This window comes from Prosthecobacter sp. (assembly GCF_046154365.1).
Taxonomy (GTDB): domain Bacteria; phylum Verrucomicrobiota; class Verrucomicrobiia; order Verrucomicrobiales; family Verrucomicrobiaceae; genus Prosthecobacter.
On sequence record NZ_JBJXFV010000134.1, the window covers coordinates 1 to 18056 of the forward strand.

Sequence of the window (18056 nt, forward strand, 5' to 3'; positions counted from 1 at the left end):
GATCTCCCGGGCCTGCGGAAAGCTCCAGAGGGCTGGAGCACTCCAGGACGCTGCCGCGCTCAGCGCAAACCCAACTGCATGGTTACGGCTGAGTCACTCTGCCCTTGGCAGATTCACCGACGGCAGCGGTGCCACGATGTTCACCGGCCACGGCAAAAACTTCTCGATGATGCCGGGAGCGAGTTCTTTGCCGGTTTCATAAGCGCGGCGGAACATTTCGAGCTTGGCGTCGATGTTATCGACGTGATGCAGCGCAATGGCCTCCGGCGTCTTCGGCAGCACGGGAGAGCCGAATTCATACGTGCCGTGATGCGCGGCGATGAGATGCAGCAGGTGCAGGCGCACAGTCTCGGAGGCGGGTTCGAGCAAGGTCCAGGCCGCCGCCGCTGGCGTGTCCAGCATGTCACGCCACATCTTGTTCACCAGCTCCAGACCGAGCGGAATGTGGCCCAGCATCTCGGCGGTGAGGTTGTAGGGCATGGTGAAGCCGGATTCGGCATACGCATTCTCCCACAGCTTGCCGCAGTCATGAAACAGGACGCCGGCGATCATCAAATCCCGATTCAGATGCGGATACACGCCGGCAATCGCCAGCGCGCAGCGCATCATCTGCGCCACATGCTCCACGAGGCCGCCACGACGCGCGTGATGATTGCGACGCGCGGCACCGGTGCGGCGAAAACGTTCGCCATGACGTTCCAGGAAGGCGGAACAGAGTTTCAGCAGCCGTGGATCGCGAATCGACTCGATAAAGGCCACGATGTCGGCGTAATCGGCCTGCTGCCGTGTGGCGAGGTCGGGATCGCCGAGCAGAAGGGTGCTCGTTTCGCCCTCGGAAAGCAGCCGCATCTGCACCTGACGCGGTTCCAGGCCGTATTTGCCGTCCACCCATTGCCCGGCGAGCTGGATGAAGGTGTTGCGCGTGAGTTTGGCGGCGTCTTGAAACAGCGGGTTGTTATCAAAGACACGCCAGACGAACGAATCACCCGCATCGACGAGTTTCACCTCGAAAAACGGGCTGCCGGAACTCGTGGCTTTCTCGATGCGCGATTCGACCTGCAAGTGCAGCCGATACGGCTGCGGCGTTTGATTCGCGACCTGCCGCAGTTGTGTGATCGAGATCAGATCGAGATCGCTGGCGAGGGTGTCTTCCATGCCGCCAGCATGGCCGCAGGAGGCACAAAACGTCAAGAACGAAGCCGTTACATCGCGGGTGTGGCGATCTCCTTCCACGGGCCTTGCTGGAGGACGATGTCGGGGACGAGGGACTGCCACTGCGGATCGCGGGCGTGGATCATGTTGCGGACTTCGGCGCTGGTGTGGAAGAGGAAGTCCTGATTTGGCTCCTCCAGCGCACGCACGCAGTTGGTTTCGATGAGGTAGCGCAGGAGATGCTTCTGCTCGGAGGTGACGCGGGCGTCATTCACACTGAGGATCTGGCCGGTCATCGGATCACCCATGGGATAAACATAAACACGCACCTGGTTTTTGAAGAGGCGGCCGAAGGCTTCGAGCAGACCGCCTTCGAGGTCGGCACTCCAGCGTTCGTTGAATAGCTCCTGGAACAACGGCAGGCCGAGCACGATGCCGATGGGGCATTGTGTGTGGCGGGCGAGGTAGCTGCTGACGCGGTGGAACTCGGGATAGCGCGAGATGAGCACGTTTTTGCCGAGCGCCTGGAGAATGTCCGCGCGCGCAAGGAACTCGCTGTCCGGCACTTCGGCACCGCTGGCGAGGAGGTTGTGCATGGTAATCTCGAGGATCTCGATGTTGTCGCGTGCCTCATCGCCGAAGTCGGCCTGAAACGCGGCCTGACCGCGCGCGATCATGTCGAGATTGAGCCGGGTGATGGGATCGAAGCTGCCGCGCTTGAGGAAGACGGGTTTTTTGTAGAGCACATCGGCGGCCTGCCAAATTTCACCATCTGCGCCGAAGAGCGCGGCATCGGCGAGACCGAGGCGCACGAGTTTCAGGGCGACCAGACGGTCCTGAAACTCAGAAGCGGCGAAAGCGGGGCCACTGAAGTCGATCATGTCGATCTCGACGCGTTTGCGGGTGAGATCATCGAGCAGGCTGTGCAGGAAGGCGGGCAGATCATCGCGGAGTTGGAAGGCGGCGTAGAGCAGGTTCACGCCGAGGATGCCGAGGGCATCGGACTGACGCGCATTCGAGTCATCCAGGAGCCGCACATGCAGTTGGATGTCGTTGCTGGGGCCGCAGGGTTCGGCTTGAAAGCGCAGACCGAGCCAGCCGTGGCATTCCTCCTTGGTGTCGCGATACGATTTCGCCCGCACCGTGTCGGCAAGCGTGAAGAAGGTCGTGCTAGTGCCGCGTTTGGCGTTCAGCCGCTGGATGAGCATCGGGTATTCGTGCCCCAGCATGTCACACATGCGCTGGCGTGAGACGTAGCGACTGCATTTGCCGTAGATCTCGTCGCTGATGATCATGTCGTAGGCGGACATGGTCTTGGCGACGGTGCCGGAAGCGCCGCCAGCGCGGAAAAACCAGTTTGCGATCTCCTGCCCGGCGCCGATCTCGGCGAAGGTGCCGTAGATGGTGTGGGCGAGATTGATCTTGAGCGCTTTCTCAAGCGTACCGGGGCGGTCTTCAGGCAAAAATGGCATGGCGCGTCGAAGATGGCAGCGTCGCGCAGTGATGCAATGAATGGTGTGTGCGCATGCGCGCGCAAGAGGAGCGCCTGATGGCGGCGCTCAACGCCTTCGATGCTGACGGTCAGGCCTTGGTTGATGACGCCGCAACTGGACTTATGCAGCCACGCATTGATCCGAGCACTGCGGTGCGCTCGAATCGAGGATGGGGACGATTCATGCTGGCGCATGACGCTTGCGCATCCCCGCATCTCCTCCATGATCGGGGGCCATGGCTCCTGACATTCTCGACCGCATCCGCAGCACGATCCGTGACGTGCCTGATTTTCCCAATCCGGGTATCTTGTTCAAAGACATCACGCCCGTGCTGGCCTGCCCGACACTGCTGGCGCAGACCATTGATGGCATGATCGAGGCCACGGGCATCACCCAGGTGGACAAGGTCGTGGGCATCGACGCCCGCGGCTTTATTTTCGGGGCGCTGATTGCGGCACGCCTCGGCGCGGGCTTCATTCCGGTGCGCAAGAAAGGCAAACTGCCGTGGCAGACACGCGGCATTGACTATGCGCTCGAATACGGCACGAACTCGGTCGAGATGCACCTGGATGCCATCGCACCGGGTGAAACGGTGCTGCTGGCGGACGATCTACTCGCCACTGGCGGCACGGCGGCAGCGGCGTTGCATCTGATTGAGCAAGCGGGCGCGAAAGTGCTGGGCAGCACCTTTTTCATTGAGCTGGCGTTCCTCGGTGGTCGTGAAAGAGTCGCTGCCTCCGGCCCGGTCCACGCCCTCGTCACTTACTAAACCCATCTGCGATGACGGAACGCGAGTACCTGCGGCATCTCCATAAGATCGCGCAGAAATTTTTTCCTGATGAAGACAAGCTGCCGCATGGCCGTGCCGAAACGCTGCGCCAAGCCAAGGCGTTTCTGAAGCTCAAGGAGCAGCGCATCAAGCAGCGGCATCGCACAGGGAGTTTCTGCGGCGTGGAGATCTGCCGCATGCGCTCGGATGTGACCGACCATCTCGTGCGCGTGCTGTGGGCGGAAAGCGTGGCGGCGCTGCCGCCCGACGTGCGTGCCAAACTGAACGTGAGCGTGGTCGCGCACGGCGGTTATGGCCGCCGGGTGATGAGTCCGGGCAGCGATGTCGATCTCACCTTCATGTTTCCCGGCAACAGCGGCAAGGTTTCCACCGAGGTGGCGAAGCTGATCTCCAGCTACCTGCTGTTCTTCTACGATTTGAAGTTCAAGGTCGGCCACGGTTCACGCAGCGTGGGTGAATGCCTCGCGTTGGCGAATGAGAACATCGAAACAAAGACTGCGCTGATGGAGGCGCGGCTCATCGCCGGTCAACCGGCGGCGTTCGATGAATTCCGCAGCCGGTTTGACAAGGAGTGCATGGACGGCCGCGAGGAGGAGTTTCTCAAGCTGCGCCAGATCGATCTGAACACGCGTCATGCGAAGCAGGGCACCACGCCCTTTGTGCAGGAGCCGAATGTAAAGAACGGCTGCGGCGGCCTGCGCGACTTTCAGAACCTGATCTGGATGACGTATGCGAAATACCGCACGCTAAACCCGAAAGATCTCGTCGGCATGGGTTTGATCTCGAAAGCGGGCTGGAAGGAGGTAGAGCAGGGTTACGACTTCATCCTGCGGGTGCGCAATGAGATGCACTACACGGAGAAGCGTGCAGAGGATCTGCTGACGCTGCGGTTGCAGGGGCCGGTGGCCACGAACCTCGGCTACCGGCATAAAACGCTGCTGCGCCGCATCGAGGCGCTGATGCATGACTACTACACGGCCACCCGCGACATTTTGCAGCGCAGCAGCGAGGTGATGGACCGCTTCCATCTCCAGGCGCTGGAGACCGGCACGAAGAAAAGCCGGCTCATCGGCTTTCTAGCGCGCAAAAGTGCGGAGAAGCAGCAGGAACGCTTCGACGGCTTCATCCGCAAGCATGAGCGGCTGTATGCGGAAGGCCCGACGATCTTCAAAGACGACCCTGAGCGCCTGATGCGGTTGTTTTTGCACACGCAGAAGCGGCATCTGCGCCTCAGCCCGGATTTGTTCCAGCTCATTCAGGACAACTTCCGTCTCGTGGACACGAGCTTCCGCTACAGCAAGGCCAACCGCGCGACCTTCGAGGCGATTCTGGCGAACAAGGGCGATGCGGCACGCACGCTGCGGCAGATGCACCGCGTCGGTTTCCTCGGGCGTTTCATGCCGGAGTTCGGGGCGCTCACCAATCTCGTGCAGCATGAGTTTTTCCACCTCTACACGGCGGACGAGCACACGCTGCGCACCATCGACAAGCTCGACGAGCTGAGCGATCCCACGCTCAAAGGCACCGAGCTGTTCCAGCAGTTGTTTCACGACCTGCAGCAGCCGTATGTGCTCTACCTCGCGCTGCTGCTGCATGATGCCGGCCGGGCGGCGAACAAGAAGACGCACACGGATGAAAGCACGACGCTGGCCGCCGCCGTGTGCCGGCGTTTGCAGGTCAAAGGCGAACTGCGGAAGCTGCTGCTCTTTCTCGTCGATAACCATCTGCTGATGTATCGCACAGCGACGACGAAGAGCCTGGAAGACCCGCAGGTGATCGAAGAATTCGCCGCCATCGTGCGCACGAAGGAGAATCTCGACACGCTGCTGCTCATGACCTACGCCGACTCAAAGGGCACGAGCGACAAGAGCTGGTCCGGCTACAAGGAAGCCTCGATCCGTCAGCTCTACCACAACACGCTGCGCTTCATGAATGCCCCGGCGGACTACATGCGCCAGGTGCAGGTGCCGCTGGATGAGCTGCGCAGCGGCGTAACGCGCCGTCTTGGCGCTGGATTTGAGGCGGAAGTGGAGGCGCACTTCCGCCACATGCCGCCGTCCTATTTCAATTTCCGCGAGGCGGAGGTCATCGTCGCGCATCTGAAGCAGTTCCGGCAGTTCTTCGTGCAACTGGTCGAAGCAGAAGCCGATGCCGGACTACTGCCGATGATGACGTGGCAGGACCACGTCGATCAAGGTTACAGCGAGTTGACGGTCGTCTGCTGGGACCGCCACCTGCTGCTTGCACGCCTGTCCGGCGCACTCGCGGCAGAAAGCATCAACATTCTCAGCGCCGACCTCTACCGGCGCGGCGACGACCTCGTGCTGGACATCTTCCGCGTGTGCAACACGAACTTCGCGGCCGTCTCCACGAAAAGCGCACGCAACCGTGTCGAAGAGTCAGTGCGCAAGGCCTTCAGCGGCCCGCAGTTTGATTTCAGCGCCGCCATCGCGCAGAAACTCGGCAAGTCCATCACCATGCTCGATGAGATCGGCGATGAAATCCCGCAGCGCATCTACTTGAACAATCATCTCTCGCCGGATCAGACCGTGCTGGAACTCCAGCTCGTGGACCGACTCGGCTTGCTCTACGACATCTTCATGGCCATCGGCCGGCTGGGCCACAACGTCACCCATGCGCGCATCAGCACGGAAAAAGGTGTCGCCATCGACGCCATCTACGTGCAGGACGAGAACAACCACAAGCTGACCAAGCGTGAGGATTTGGATGCACTGGCAGACGCCGTGAATGAAGCGGTGCATCTGCGCCTGCGTTCTGCGGCGGCGTGATCGGCTGATATAATCGCAGTGCGGTCACGTTCGGATGGCGCACATGAAATCCATCGTACTGCTGCTTGTCTTTGCTTCATCCGTTCGTGCGGAGGCCACGAGGCCGAACATCCTCATCTTTTATCTCGATGACATGGGCTGGGCGCAGCCTGGAGCCTACGGCGGCAAGATGGCCCCGACGCCGAACATGGATGCGCTGGCCGCAGGCGGTGTGCGTTTCACCAACGGCTACTCCTCTGGCTGTGTGTGTTCGCCCGGACGCGTGGGCTTGATGACGGGGCGCTATCAAGCACGCACCGGCCATGATGCGAATCCGACGAAAGCAGGCCGTGAACTGCTGCTGAGCGAGACCACAATGGCGCAGCATCTCAAAACGGCGGGCTACACCACCGGCATCGTCGGCAAATGGCACTTGGGCGACACCAGCGCGGAGTTCATGCCGCCAGCGCGTGGTTTTGACTTCGCGATGGGCACCGTGGGCAATCTCGGCGAAGGCAAAGGGCCGTCGTTCTATCGTGGCAAGGAACTGCAGCAGGAACTGCCCGGTGCGCCGGTGACTTCGCCGGTTTATGCGGCTGAATCGGTGAAGTTTATCGACGCGAACCGCGACAAGCCGTGGTTCCTGTATCTCTCCTTCAACGCCGTGCATTCACCACACGTCGCGTCGGAAAAATGGCTGGAGAAATTCAAAGACCTGCCAAAACGCGACGCGCCGTATGCCGCACTCGCTGCCGAGGCCGATGAAGCCATCGGCACCGTGATGATGAAGCTGCGCGAACTGAAGCAGGAGGAAAACACGCTCATCTTTCTCCTCAGCGACAACGGTGGTGCCTATCAAAATGCCGAGATGGGCGGCCTGCGCGGCCACAAATGGTTCGTGTGGGAAGGCGGCATCCGCGTGTCATGGCTCGCCGCCTGGAAAGGCCGCATTCCCGCCGGTCGCGTGAGCAACGAACCCGTGATCCAGCTCGATGTGCTGCCCACCGCACTCGCGGCGGCGCAAAGTAGCCATCTCGCTCCGCGAGATGAGCCCAGCGCGGTGAAACCCGGCCACACTCCCGAATCATCGAAAACTTTGCCCGCCAACGAAGCCCCCAGCTCATCTCGCAGGAGCGAGATGGCTACTGTACTCGACGGCGTGAACCTGCTGCCCTTGCTCGAAGGTAAAACCGACCAACTCGCGCCACGCGAACTCTACTTCCGCTTCGGCGTGCAGCACGCCGTGCGTCAGGGCGATTGGAAGCTCGTGAAAGCCTCCAAGGCCATGCAGCCCATGCTCGTCAACCTCGCCACCGACCCCGGCGAACAAACCGACCTCACTGCGAAGGAGCCGGAGAAAGCCAAGGCCTTGCAGCAACTCTTCGACCAGTGGAACGCTACCATGCAGCCCCCACGCTGGGAAGATGAGCGCTGGAACGGCGATGAAAGCCGCAAGGAGCAGAAGAAGGACAAGCGGAAGAAGAAGGCGAAGGAGTGATCCATCATTTGCCCAGCAAACCGCTGTCCGTCAGCCACTCGGTGAAGCGGTCAGGCCACTTCGCGGCGGCGCTGGGCTTGGCGTCGGGTTTGTAGCCGAAGCCGTGACCGGCGTTAGCGTAGATGTGGAGTTCGGCTTTCACGCCGGCGGCTTTGTATTTGAGGTAGAGGGTGGCCATGCCTTCGGCGATGTCGGGGCGGTCGCTGTAGCCGCAGGCGATGAAGAGCGGGGGCATGCCTTTTTCGGCATTGAAGAGGCCGGAGGTGCCGGGGTAGATGAGGGCTTGGAAGTCGGGGCGGCTGGACTGCCGTTCGATAGGATCGGCGGCGTCTTTTTGGCCGGGATCGTTCTTCATGGCGGCGAAGGCGGCCAGTTCGCCCCCGGCGGAGAAGCCGAGGATGCCGATGCGGTCGGTTTTAAGGTGCCATTCGGCAGCGCGGTTGCGGACGGTGCGGATGGCACGGCGTGCGTCGGCCATGGCGTGGTCTTGAATGGTGTAGGTGCTGCCTGTTTCGCGGGCGAGGCGGTATTTGAGCACGAAGGCGGCGATGCCGTGGTCGCGGAACCATTCGGCGAGGGCGTAGCCTTCGTGGCCGAGGCAAAGCTTCGAGTGGCCGCCGCCGGGGCAGATGATGACGGCGGTGCCGCTGGATTTGTCGGCAGCGGGGACGAAGGGGGTGATGCTGGGGTTGTGAATGTTGATGACGTTGCTGCCTTCGGTTTTTTCTGGCTCGGTGGCGCGGGATTCGGAACCTGGAGCGCCTTTTTCCCATAGCGGGAGGGCGGCGGGGGTGTCTGCGTGCGCGAGGATGGGAAGAATGAGAGCGATGAGAAGGATGGGTTTCATGGGCGATGAGTAACGATGAAACGGGCGAACTTGGCTCGATTTGATCACCTGATTGACAAATGGGCGGCTCCCGCTAGTTTCGCGCCCCCTTTTCGAGGGGAGGCCGTGATTTGTCCGGTCTGAGCCTTCATTCCGCCTTTCACCACCCCATACGCCCATGCCCAAGACATTCAGGACCTACCAACCCTCCAAGCGCACGCGCAAGCAGCAGTTTGGCTTCCGCGCCCGCTCGAAGACCGCCAATGGCCGCGACATTCTGGCCCGCCGCCGCCGTGCCGGTCGCAAGCGCCTCCTGCCGAAGGGCGTGGAAATTCACTTCAAGCGCCACACCCAGCAGCACACCTAAACCTGCTGCGGCGCTCCCTCCTCCATGCGCCTGCCTTCCAACCTGCGGATGAAGCTCGCGTGCGATTTCGCGCGGGTGAAGGCGCAGGGCAGCAGCCAGGCCGGAAAATTTCTGGTGGTGGGTGCGTTGCGGGTAGAAGCACTGGCGGAGTTCCAGTTTGGCCTCATCACCGGGGGTAAACTGGGCAATGCCGTGGTGCGGAACCGCATTCGCCGCCTCCTGCGTGAGATTGTTCGTGCTCATCGCGCGGAAATCGCTCCCGGCTGGCAGATGGTGATCATCGCCCGCTGGCGTGCGCCGCAGGCCACGCTGGTGGAGTTGGAAAAAGACTGGCTGCGGCTGGCGAGGCGCATGAATCTGCTGCAACAGTCTGCTCCCGTCGTCCCCGCCTCATGAAATGGCTCATCCGAATTTTCATCCGTGGCTACCAAGTTTTCATTTCTCCCGTCATTCATGCCTTTGGTGGCCCTGGCTCGGGATGTCGCTACACACCGACCTGCTCGGCGTATTTTCTCCAGGCGGTGGAAACCCACGGCGCACTGCGCGGCAGCTGGCTGGGCCTGTGCCGCATCTGCCGCTGCCACCCTTGGGGCGGTCATGGGCATGATCCGGTGCCACCGCGTGAACTCAACTGAACTTTAAAATCTCCCGAACCCTCTCTCAATTTCATGGACCGTAAAAGTTGGATCATCGTGACGCTGTGCGTCATCCTCATGGGGGTGAACTGGCACTACATGCAGGAAAATGCCAGGATCGCCAAGGACGCGGCGGATCGCAAAAAGATTGAGGAAGCTGCCAAGAAGCCGGCAGAAACGCCCGTGGCTCCAACTGCGACAGCGGCAACTCCAGCCGTCACAGCACCAGCAACGCCTGCGGTACCGACGGTGCCGGAGGAAACGCACTCGCTCACGACCGGCAGCGTCACGTTTGAACTGACCTCCAAGGGCGGTGGTATCGCGCGTGCAGTTTTGGCGGGCACGGATCAGGTCACATTGAACAAGAACGCCCTTGAACCGATCGGGGCGCTGCGGCGCGAACCGGCGGGGCTGGATGCGATCGCCTACAAGCTGACGGCAAAGAGCGACAAGAGCGCCACTTTTGAAGGCACCAGCGCCGAAGGCATCGTGGTGACGAAGGCCTACACGCTGACCGAAGGCAGCGAGGGCGACGAGCATCTGATCGATCTCACGCTCACGCTGAAGAACACCGGCACGGCGCAGCATCGCTCCGAGGAATATTATCTCTATGCGGGTGCTTCGAGCGCGATGAAGCACGATGACGCACGCTACGACGGCTTCTTCTGGAACAACGCTGGCGATGCGGAGTACGAATTGTCGGGATTCTTCAACAAAGGGTTTTTCAGCGACGCTCCGACCGAGTTCAGAAAATCATTCGATGCGCTGCGCTTTGCCGGGGTAATGGGCCGCTTTTACACCCACATCATCACGCGGATGGACGCCAAGGATGCGCCGGGGAAATTCTGGTCGTCGCGTCGCACCTTGGCGCAGCCGATTGATGCAGCGAACGCTGGCAAGGCTGACATCCAAGACCACGCCTTTGATGCCGCGCTGGGCCTGCCGACGGTCGATCTGGCCCCTGGTGCCGCGCACAGCGAACATTATCAAATTTACCTCGGACCGAAGGAGTATGACCGCCTGAGCCGCATCGGCCACCAGCGCAGCTACGCGATGTTTTACGGCTATTTCAAGATCGTCAGCATCGCACTGTCCAAGGTCATGCGCTGGATGCACAGCATCAGCGGCAGTTGGGGTCTCGCGGTCATTTTGCTGACGATTTTTGTACGGCTCTGCCTCTGGCCGATCCATGCGAAGTCCACCATGACGATGAAGCGCATGGGCTTGCTGGGGCCGAAGATGAAGGAGCTGCAAGAGAAGTACAAGGACAACCCGCAGCAGCAGCAGATGGAGGTGATGAAGCTCTACAAGGAGTATGGCGTCAATCCGCTGGGCGGCTGCCTGCCGCTGTTTTTGCAGTTCCCGATCTTCATCGGCTTGTACAGCGTGCTGGAAGTGGCTGCTGAGCTGCGCGGCCAGTCGTTTTGGTGGGTGAAGGATTTGGCCGCCGCCGATACGCAGGGGCAGTTGCTTGGCTTCAACATCAACCCGCTGCCGCTCATCATGGGCCTGACGATGGTGGCGCAGATGAAGCTGACGCCGCAGCCGCAGACCGTGGACAAGACGCAGCAGCGCATTTTCATGTTCATGCCGCTGTTCTTCCTGTGGTTCAGCTACGACTTCGCTGCCGCACTGGCGCTGTACTGGTCCACGCAGAACATTTTCAGCATCTTCCAGACCCGGGTCATGAAGCTTTACATGCCGGAGCCGACGCTGGAAAAAGTGACGCAGAAGCCGGTGCCAAAAGGCCCGCCGCCGCAGAATCCGTTCTTTAATCCTCTCGGCAACAAGCAGGACAAGAAGAAAGGCCCTAAACCACCCCGTCTTGGAGGTTAGACGATCATGCCGCCCCTCGAACACGCACGCCATATTCTCGACGCGATGCTCGGTTACCTGGGCTTCGTGGTTCAAATCGAGGAGGACAACGGTCCGGACGGTCCGACGCTGCAACTGCTCACGGATGATTCGGACGCCCTGATCGGCCGTCGTGGCGAGACGCTGGAGGACATCCAGTACCTCGTGAACCGTATCCTCCAGCGCCACATTAAGGACGCCCCGCGCATCCGCGTCGATGTGGAGTTCTACCGTTCCATGCGCGAGGACAAGATGGTCGCCCGGGCGAAGGAACTGGGCGATCGTGTGCGTGCCACCGGCCAGAACGCCGATCTGCCGCCGATGAACAGCTACTACCGCCGCCTGATCCACAACGTCTTCGTCAACGACCCCGAGGTGATGAGTGTGAGCCTGGACGGCAATGCCCGCTTCAAGCGCATCGTGCTCAAGCGCCGCACGAAGTGAGACTGCCCCCTGGACTGGAGGAAAATCAGGTTCGTTCTTTACTCGTGGCGTGGTTTTGAGTTATTTCTCAATACCCGCGCATTTCCACCCGCGTACATTTCTCTGACACCCCCATCCAACCCGCACCACCCATGAAATTGAGCCGTTTCCGACCTGCCCTCTGTGCGCTGCTGTGCAGCCCTGGATTTTTGTATGCCGACATTGTGACCCTCAAGGACGGCAAGAAGCTGGAAGGCAACATCCTGTCAGAAACGCCGACGGCAATCCGCATGCGATACCACCTGACGCCGAAGATCTGGGATGAGAAGGACATCCTCCGCACCGAGATCGCCGAGGGCGGCATCATCAAACAGAAGCCGGAAGAAGTAGAGTTCATTGAGTTGAAAAAACAGCTCCCGACGCCGGACCTCTTGTCGGCGGAGAAATACGAGCAGCTCATCCAGGACCGCCTGCGCCCCTTTGTGAACCGTTATCCCGGCACCAAGGAGGCCGCCGAGGTCGAAAAAATGGTCACTGAGATCCAGGAGGAAAAGGAAAAAGTTGTCTCTGGCGGCGCAAAGCTGGAAGGCCGTTGGCTCAGCCCGGACGAAGCCAAAGCGGAAAGCCTCAACATCAAGGCCTATGCTCTGCGCGCTGCCGTCATGGACAAAGCAGAGGCAAAAGACTACTCCGGAGCGCTCAAGGAATTCGACAAGCTCTCCGATCCACGCAGCGGCAACAGCGCCTCCATCTATTATCCCAAGGCGATCGAGGAAGCCCTCGCCATTCTGACCAAATACGAGGCGCAGATCGAGCAGATGATCAAAGACCAGCCGACCTTGCAGAAGATGCGTGATGACAACATTAAGAAACTCATCGAGCCGGATCTCACGCGGATGAAGGATGCCATTGCGCGTGAAAAAGAACTCTGGAAGACCACCTACGATCTGGAGCGCAAATCCAGCAAGTGGTACACCCCCTTCAAGTACGATCTGCCGAGCTTGAAGTCGCTGTCCCAGAACATCATCACCGAAAAAAATCGCCTGAAGGAGGTCGATATCGCCGTCATCACTAAAGTCAATGAGGCCATCGCACGCCTCATGCGGGCGGATCTCAAAGCGGGCAAGGATGCCGCAGAGCTGAAAAACATGGGCGACGCCATCATGGAGGGCGAAACCGCCGCCGCCAATGCGGACACCACCAGCAAGCAGTTCTATCAGTCCGTGTTCCAAGCCTACCGCGCACGCTATGCCTACGCCCAGCAACTGCTTGCCGCGCAGGCAGCACAACCGCAGACGCAGCCTGGTGCCCCTGGCGCCGCCGGGGGATCCAGTGCCATCGGCGGCACCGGGGCTCCTGGTGAGGATGCCAGAATGGCCGCCGCTCTTGCGGCAGCCGGTGGCGGCGCCCCCGTAGCACCGGCCGGGACCGCCCCGGTTCCCGGAACCGCGCCTGTGCCCGGAACTGTGACACCGGCTCCAGTACCTGGAACCACGCCGGTACTACCAGCCGCAGGTTATCCGGTTCCGGTCCAGCCAGGCGCTGCGGTTGCACCTGGAACCGTCCCCGCAGGTTATCCACCTCAACAGCAGCCTGGAGTCTATGCTCAGCCGCAACAACCTGGGGCTTATGCCCAGCCGCCGCAGCCTGTTCCCGCCGCTCCCATGCCTGCTGCACCCGTGGAGGAAGAAGGCGGCATGAGCACCACCAATATGATCCTCATCGGCATTGGCGTGGTCGTCCTTGTGCTGTTACTCACCATGCTGGGAGGCGGCAGCAAAAAGAAGAAGTAATGATTGGCCCGGGAGCGAGCTGGGATCAGCCCGCTCCCGTTTGCTGAACTCATTCAAAGAAAAAGGGAGGGCCTCACAGCCCTCCCTTTTGTCTTGAAAACACACACTCAGAAAACTGCGCTCAGGCTCAGCCTTCAGCAGTCTGGGCCTGATCCTTCACGGACATGGCATCCTTGCCTTGGCGCTGGCGGAGATAATGCAGGCGGGCACGACGCACGCGGCCAGTCTTGGTGACTTCGACCTTCGCGACCTTCGGGCTGTGCAGCGGGAACACACGCTCCACGCCTTCGCCATAGGAAATTTTGCGGACGGTGAAGGCCTCGTTGATGCCACAGCCTTTGTGGGCAATGACGATGCCGGCGAAGATCTGGATACGCTCCTTGTCGCCTTCCACGACGCGGGTGTGTACCTTGACGCTGTCACCCACGGTGAAAGTGGTGACTTCCTTCTTCAACTGCTCTTGATTGATCTTTTCGATGATTTTGCTCATGGCACGCTCCTAAAGTGTCCGCGCTGCGCAGGCCGTGAATCAGTCAGGCCGGGGGCGAGGGGCGGGGAAGATGGACAGTTCACCTGATTTGGCAACCTGTTTTTCCCCCAGGCTGGAAACCGCCGGATTGTGCCCTAAACTCCCCCCACCCATGGAATCCTCCGTTTTTGCCCTGATCCGCGCCGCCATCGCCGAAGATGTCGGCTCCGGCGATGTCACCTCTCTCTACTTCATCCCTGAAAACTGCCGTTCCAGGGGCGAAATCGTCGCCCGTGAGCCAGGAATCGTCTCCGGGGCCGAAATCGCCACCACCGTCTTCAAAGAAATCGACCCTGCGCTCGAAGTCGAGGTCTGCATCCCCGATGGCAGTCCGTTTGTGCGCGGCGACATCCTGCTCAAGGCCGCCGGCAGCACTCGTTCCCTGCTCACCGCCGAGCGCACGGCCCTGAACTTCCTCCAACGCCTCTGCGGCGTCGCCACGCAGACGAAACGCTATGTCGAGGCCGTCAAACCGCATCCCGTGCAGGTTTGGGACACGCGCAAGACCACCCCTGGCTGGCGCTTGCTCGAAAAAGCCGCCGTCAAAGCTGGCGGCGGCACGAACCATCGCATGGGCCTCTACGATCACGCGATGGTCAAAGACAACCACCTTGCGGCCAACAGCGATCTGCCATCCCTCCAGACCGCCATTCACAAGCTGCGCGCCGAGCGTCCAGGCGTCCGCATCCAGCTCGAAGCCGCCACACTGAAGCAGGTCGCGGATTTCCTCACCCTCGACGGCGTGGACATGCTGTTGCTCGACAACATGAGCACGGATCAACAGCGCGAAGCCGTGAAACTCGTCACAGGCAAACTCTGGCTCGAAGCCAGCGGTGGCATCACTCTCGACACGATCAAAGACGTGGCCGCGACCGGTGTGAATGCCATTTCCGTCGGCGCATTGACGCATTCCGCCCGTGCGCTCGATCTGGCGCTCGATTTGTTTTGAGCCGCATTACGCGCAAGGAAACCGGCAGGTGACACAGACGCCGCCACGCCTGCCATTCTGCACCTGCAATCGGCCGCCGATGAGTTTGGCGCGGTAATCCATCACGCGCAGGCCGATGCCGTCACTGCCATTGTTGTCCTTCGCTATGCTGCGGCCGTTGTTCTCGATCTTCAGCACGCATTCATGCTCACCGTGACGTTGCAGACTCAGTTTGACCTGCTTCGGTTTGCCGTGACGCAGCGCATTGTTGACCGCCTCCTGGGCAATGCGGAACAAATGCATCTGCTTCTCTGGATCGGTGATGCGGATGTCCCCTGCGGTCTGGCAGACGCATGCCGTGCGAAAATTGGTGCGAATGGTTTCCGCGAGCAGTTGCAGCGCACCGCCCAGCTCACGATGCCGCACCGCCGCCGGTGATAGGCCGTGGGACATGCGCCGCACGTCCTGGATCGCCTCCTGCACCAACTCGCGGATGCGGCCCGCACTTTGTCTGGCCTCGCCTTGCAGGTCATTTTCCAGCGCGTCGAGCAGCGAGGCGACTCCGGTCATGATCTGCCCCACGCCATCGTGCAGATCACTGCCGATGCGGGCATGCTCCTGCTCGGAAATGCGCAGCACCTCCTGCTGCATGCGGAGGCGTTCCGTCAGGTCAGTGGCCGTCATGATCACGCGGTCAATTGTGCCATCCTTGTTCGGCGTGATCTTGCTGCGCAGCTCCACGTTGCGCCATTCACCCTGTTTGGTGCGCAGCCGCACTTCGACTGGCGCATGGACGCCGTCGTGAATCATCTGGCGAAAGCGTTTCTTCGATCGTGCGGTTTCCTGGGCATCCATCAGCCCCATTTCCCACGGCGTGCGGCCGACAAACTCCTCCCGCCGATAGCCTAGACCCCGTGCCGCCGTCTCGTTCACATGCACGATGCGCCCCCTCGCATCCAGGACCATGATCAGCATGGAGGGGTGGTCCACCAGTGCCAGACTGAACCCTGCTCGCGTTTGAACTGTTCTTCCGCCTCCTTGCGCTCGCTGATGTCATGGGATGACACCAGCAGCCGCCATACTTTGCCGTTTTTGCAACGGATCGGCTTGCAGTGCGTCTCCACCCAGAGCCAGGAACCGTCACGGCAACGGGTACGGTGCTCGATGGTGGTGGTCTTCCCGTTCAGATTGGCATCTCGAGTGCGCACCACCTTCTCCAGATCCTCTGGATGCACTCGCGTACGCCAATCGCTGCGCCTCAGCGTCTCGGGCGTCCAACCCGTCTTGCGGAAGAAGGAAGGACTCAGGTAAAGCCGGTTCCCTTCGGTGTCATTGAGGGCGACAAAATCCTCCGTGTGATCCGCCAGCAGGCGGTAGCGCTCCTCGCTCTCACGCAGCGCTTGCTCCGTCTGTTTGCTGGCGCTGATGTCCGTGATGGCCCCGGCCATGCGTATGGGCTTGCCCTTCGCATCCCGTTCCGCCTCGCCGCGGGCACGGAACCAGCCGTAGCTGCCAGCTTTCATGCGCAGCCGCAGTTCGATGTCATAGGGCACGCGTCGCTTCAAATGCGCCTGCACCGCCGCCTGCACCCGCGCCAGATCCTCGGGGTGGATGCGCGAAAAGAAAGTGTCCACATGATTCACCAGCTCGTCCTTGCGGAATCCCAGCAGCTCCTTCCACCGGGGCGACAAATAGTCCTCCCCGGTGGCAATGTCCCAGTCCCACACCCCATCGTGGGTGCCGCGTACGGCGCGCGCATAGCGCCCCTCAGAAAGGCGCAGCGCCTCCTCCGTCTGCTCGCGCGCGGTGATGTCATGCACCATGCCCGCCAGATGCGTCACCCGGCCTCTGGCATCGAGCATCGGCGTCACCGAAACTTCCTCATGCTTCGCGCCAATCGCGCACGAGCTGCACGCGGTCCATGTCACGCGTTGCTTTGCGCGCACTGCGCGCCGGTAATTTTTCAGCACCATTGCTTGAGATGCCTGCGGGATGACCTCCTGCGCTCGCTTCCCCACCACTTTGCTCTGTTTCAGACCCGTGGCCTTCAAAAAAGCGCGGTTCACCGCCACAAATCGAAACACTCCTCCCGGCTCAACGGCGATGCAGAACAAAACAACGTCCGCATGCTTGAAGATCAGCGCCTCAACATCCGCTTGGTCGCTGGCGGCAGGCAGGCCTAGCGCACCTGCCTTGTGCCTGCCTGTCTTGGGTTGCCTGCGTGCCTTCATGCGGTGAAAGCACGATTCAAGAAGGAAACCGCAGCCCTGTCCAGTGTTTTACAGCATTCGGGCCGGTTACTTCGTCGCCGGTTCATACTGCCAGGTCCAATCGCCAAGGTAACCGGGCTTTCGCAGCGCACCGGAATCCTCCGGCTTGGTCACGTTCACCGTGCCCGCGTCATCCTTGCCATCAAAGGCCACCGACCAGAGCAGGTAACGGCCTGCGTTCGTCGTGCGATAGCGCATCGCCTTGCCATCGCATGGATCAAGCAGCACCGCCGGCAGAAACTCCGGCACGAGTTCATCGAGCCTTGCGGGATAGTTCGCATGTTTGCCGAAGAAACGTTCAAGCGCTAGCCCCGTCACGGCCTGACGTGTGCGCGCCTGCACCTGCAACGCGGTCACACTGACCTGCTTCAGGGCGGGAACCATGAGCCGGGCCATGATGTGATCTGCATGCAGCAGGAAGTTCTGCTTCGCCGTGATCTCATGGTCCAGTGCATCTCCCTCCCGCACCGCACCCGCTATCCCCTCCTGCTTCAATGGCTGGATCAGGTACCGCAGCTCCATCTCCGCGATCACACTTTTCCAGTGGTCATACAAGCCATCGGGCAGCAGATGAAATGCACTGGGCTTCAGGATGCCTCCCATCATAGCGGCAAACGCGTTGGCGGCATCCTCGCCACCCTGCTTTCTTCCTGCGATGGTGTCCTGATGAAACTCCAGCGAACCCAAGCCTGCGGCCATTTCACCCCGCATCGACTGCAGCAGCGCCTTG

Annotated in this window: 15 protein-coding genes and 2 pseudogenes; 10 read left to right on the forward strand and 7 right to left on the reverse strand. The window is 60.9% G+C overall.

What is annotated here, in order from left to right; all coding sequences use genetic code 11:
• Nucleotides 1-93: 93 nt before the first annotated feature.
• Both ACKVY0_RS17100 and ACKVY0_RS17105 read right to left on the reverse strand, forming a co-directional pair.
• Nucleotides 94-1155 carry an HD domain-containing protein gene (locus ACKVY0_RS17100; RefSeq protein ID WP_409216040.1) on the reverse strand — a complete coding sequence of 354 codons (1062 nt, stop codon included), beginning with the start codon at nt 1153-1155 and terminating at the stop codon, nt 94-96.
• Nucleotides 1156-1202: 47 nt separating this feature from the next.
• Complete coding sequence (locus ACKVY0_RS17105) at nt 1203-2624, reverse strand: TonB-dependent receptor (RefSeq protein WP_409216041.1); 1422 nt, start codon at nt 2622-2624, stop codon at nt 1203-1205.
• Nucleotides 2625-2880: 256 nt separating this feature from the next.
• Here ACKVY0_RS17105 and ACKVY0_RS17110 point away from each other — a divergent pair, with 256 nt between their 5' ends.
• The 3 genes from ACKVY0_RS17110 to ACKVY0_RS17120 are packed head-to-tail and all read left to right on the forward strand — an operon-like array spanning nt 2881 to nt 7701.
• A complete protein-coding gene (locus ACKVY0_RS17110; RefSeq protein ID WP_409216042.1) occupies nt 2881-3414 on the forward strand; it encodes an adenine phosphoribosyltransferase in 534 nt (177 codons plus the stop codon).
• A gap of 11 nt (nt 3415-3425) precedes the next feature.
• On the forward strand, nt 3426-6224 hold the full coding sequence (gene glnD, locus ACKVY0_RS17115) for a [protein-PII] uridylyltransferase (RefSeq protein WP_409216043.1): 2799 nt from the start codon (nt 3426-3428) through the stop codon (nt 6222-6224).
• A 43-nt stretch (nt 6225-6267) separates the two neighbouring features.
• Complete coding sequence (locus tag ACKVY0_RS17120) at nt 6268-7701, forward strand: sulfatase (RefSeq protein WP_409216044.1); 1434 nt, start codon at nt 6268-6270, stop codon at nt 7699-7701.
• Nucleotides 7702-7705: 4 nt separating this feature from the next.
• Here the strand turns inward: ACKVY0_RS17120 and ACKVY0_RS17125 are convergent, their stop codons facing one another.
• A complete protein-coding gene (locus ACKVY0_RS17125) occupies nt 7706-8548 on the reverse strand; it encodes an alpha/beta hydrolase (RefSeq protein WP_409216045.1) in 843 nt (280 codons plus the stop codon).
• A 157-nt stretch (nt 8549-8705) separates the two neighbouring features.
• Here ACKVY0_RS17125 and rpmH point away from each other — a divergent pair.
• From rpmH to ACKVY0_RS17155, 6 genes and pseudogenes are all read left to right on the forward strand, one after another.
• Nucleotides 8706-8840 (forward strand): annotated as a pseudogene (gene rpmH, locus ACKVY0_RS17130) (50S ribosomal protein L34); the annotation flags it as partial.
• 78 nt (nt 8841-8918) lie between these two features.
• A complete protein-coding gene (rnpA, locus tag ACKVY0_RS17135) occupies nt 8919-9290 on the forward strand; it encodes a ribonuclease P protein component (protein WP_409216046.1) in 372 nt (123 codons plus the stop codon).
• Complete coding sequence (gene yidD / locus ACKVY0_RS17140) at nt 9287-9529, forward strand: membrane protein insertion efficiency factor YidD (protein WP_409216047.1); 243 nt, start codon at nt 9287-9289, stop codon at nt 9527-9529. Before rnpA ends, yidD begins: the two co-directional genes overlap by 4 nt.
• A 33-nt stretch (nt 9530-9562) precedes the next feature.
• Complete coding sequence (gene yidC, locus ACKVY0_RS17145; RefSeq protein ID WP_409216048.1) at nt 9563-11365, forward strand: membrane protein insertase YidC; 1803 nt, start codon at nt 9563-9565, stop codon at nt 11363-11365.
• 6 nt (nt 11366-11371) lie between these two features.
• Nucleotides 11372-11827, forward strand: a complete 456-nt coding sequence (locus ACKVY0_RS17150; RefSeq protein WP_409216049.1) for a protein jag — start codon at nt 11372-11374, stop codon at nt 11825-11827.
• 131 nt (nt 11828-11958) lie between these two features.
• The gene (locus ACKVY0_RS17155; RefSeq protein ID WP_409216050.1) at nt 11959-13599 is read left to right on the forward strand and encodes a PTPDL family protein; all 1641 of its coding nucleotides are present in this window, start codon (nt 11959-11961) and stop codon (nt 13597-13599) included.
• A gap of 127 nt (nt 13600-13726) precedes the next feature.
• On the opposite strand, the gene rplS is transcribed toward ACKVY0_RS17155, so the two are convergent.
• Nucleotides 13727-14089 carry a 50S ribosomal protein L19 gene (gene rplS, locus ACKVY0_RS17160; RefSeq protein ID WP_409216051.1) on the reverse strand — a complete coding sequence of 121 codons (363 nt, stop codon included), beginning with the start codon at nt 14087-14089 and terminating at the stop codon, nt 13727-13729.
• 151 nt (nt 14090-14240) lie between these two features.
• Here rplS and nadC point away from each other — a divergent pair, with 151 nt between their 5' ends.
• Nucleotides 14241-15077 carry a carboxylating nicotinate-nucleotide diphosphorylase gene (nadC, locus tag ACKVY0_RS17165; protein ID WP_409216052.1) on the forward strand — a complete coding sequence of 279 codons (837 nt, stop codon included), beginning with the start codon at nt 14241-14243 and terminating at the stop codon, nt 15075-15077.
• 6 nt (nt 15078-15083) lie between these two features.
• Here the strand turns inward: nadC and ACKVY0_RS17170 are convergent, their stop codons facing one another.
• From ACKVY0_RS17170 to ACKVY0_RS17180, 3 genes and pseudogenes are all read right to left on the reverse strand, one after another.
• Nucleotides 15084-16031 (reverse strand): PAS domain S-box protein, encoded by a 948-nt coding sequence (locus tag ACKVY0_RS17170; RefSeq protein WP_409216053.1) that lies wholly within the window; start codon nt 16029-16031, stop codon nt 15084-15086.
• A complete protein-coding gene (locus ACKVY0_RS17175; protein WP_409216054.1) occupies nt 16025-17287 on the reverse strand; it encodes a PAS domain S-box protein in 1263 nt (420 codons plus the stop codon). Before ACKVY0_RS17175 ends, ACKVY0_RS17170 begins: the two co-directional genes overlap by 7 nt.
• Nucleotides 17288-17353: 66 nt before the next feature.
• Nucleotides 17354-18056, reverse strand: a pseudogene (locus ACKVY0_RS17180) (hypothetical protein); the annotation flags it as partial.

Bases quoted from the DNA above. Each gene is read 5' to 3' on its own strand.
- ACKVY0_RS17150 (WP_409216049.1), top strand. From the start codon at position 11,372: ATGCCGCCCCTCGAACACGCACGCCATATTCTCGACGCGATGCTCGGT.
- ACKVY0_RS17120 (WP_409216044.1), top strand. From the start codon at position 6,268: ATGAAATCCATCGTACTGCTGCTTGTCTTTGCTTCATCCGTTCGTGCG.
- yidD (WP_409216047.1), top strand. From the start codon at position 9,287: ATGAAATGGCTCATCCGAATTTTCATCCGTGGCTACCAAGTTTTCATT.
- rplS (WP_409216051.1), bottom strand. From the start codon at position 14,089: ATGAGCAAAATCATCGAAAAGATCAATCAAGAGCAGTTGAAGAAGGAA.
- ACKVY0_RS17170 (WP_409216053.1), bottom strand. From the start codon at position 16,031: ATGCTGATCATGGTCCTGGATGCGAGGGGGCGCATCGTGCATGTGAAC.
- ACKVY0_RS17100 (WP_409216040.1), bottom strand. From the start codon at position 1,155: ATGGAAGACACCCTCGCCAGCGATCTCGATCTGATCTCGATCACACAA.
- ACKVY0_RS17110 (WP_409216042.1), top strand. From the start codon at position 2,881: ATGGCTCCTGACATTCTCGACCGCATCCGCAGCACGATCCGTGACGTG.
- glnD (WP_409216043.1), top strand. From the start codon at position 3,426: ATGACGGAACGCGAGTACCTGCGGCATCTCCATAAGATCGCGCAGAAA.
- ACKVY0_RS17105 (WP_409216041.1), bottom strand. From the start codon at position 2,624: ATGCCATTTTTGCCTGAAGACCGCCCCGGTACGCTTGAGAAAGCGCTC.
- ACKVY0_RS17125 (WP_409216045.1), bottom strand. From the start codon at position 8,548: ATGAAACCCATCCTTCTCATCGCTCTCATTCTTCCCATCCTCGCGCAC.
- nadC (WP_409216052.1), top strand. From the start codon at position 14,241: ATGGAATCCTCCGTTTTTGCCCTGATCCGCGCCGCCATCGCCGAAGAT.
- rnpA (WP_409216046.1), top strand. From the start codon at position 8,919: ATGCGCCTGCCTTCCAACCTGCGGATGAAGCTCGCGTGCGATTTCGCG.
- ACKVY0_RS17175 (WP_409216054.1), bottom strand. From the start codon at position 17,287: ATGAAGGCACGCAGGCAACCCAAGACAGGCAGGCACAAGGCAGGTGCG.
- yidC (WP_409216048.1), top strand. From the start codon at position 9,563: ATGGACCGTAAAAGTTGGATCATCGTGACGCTGTGCGTCATCCTCATG.
- ACKVY0_RS17155 (WP_409216050.1), top strand. From the start codon at position 11,959: ATGAAATTGAGCCGTTTCCGACCTGCCCTCTGTGCGCTGCTGTGCAGC.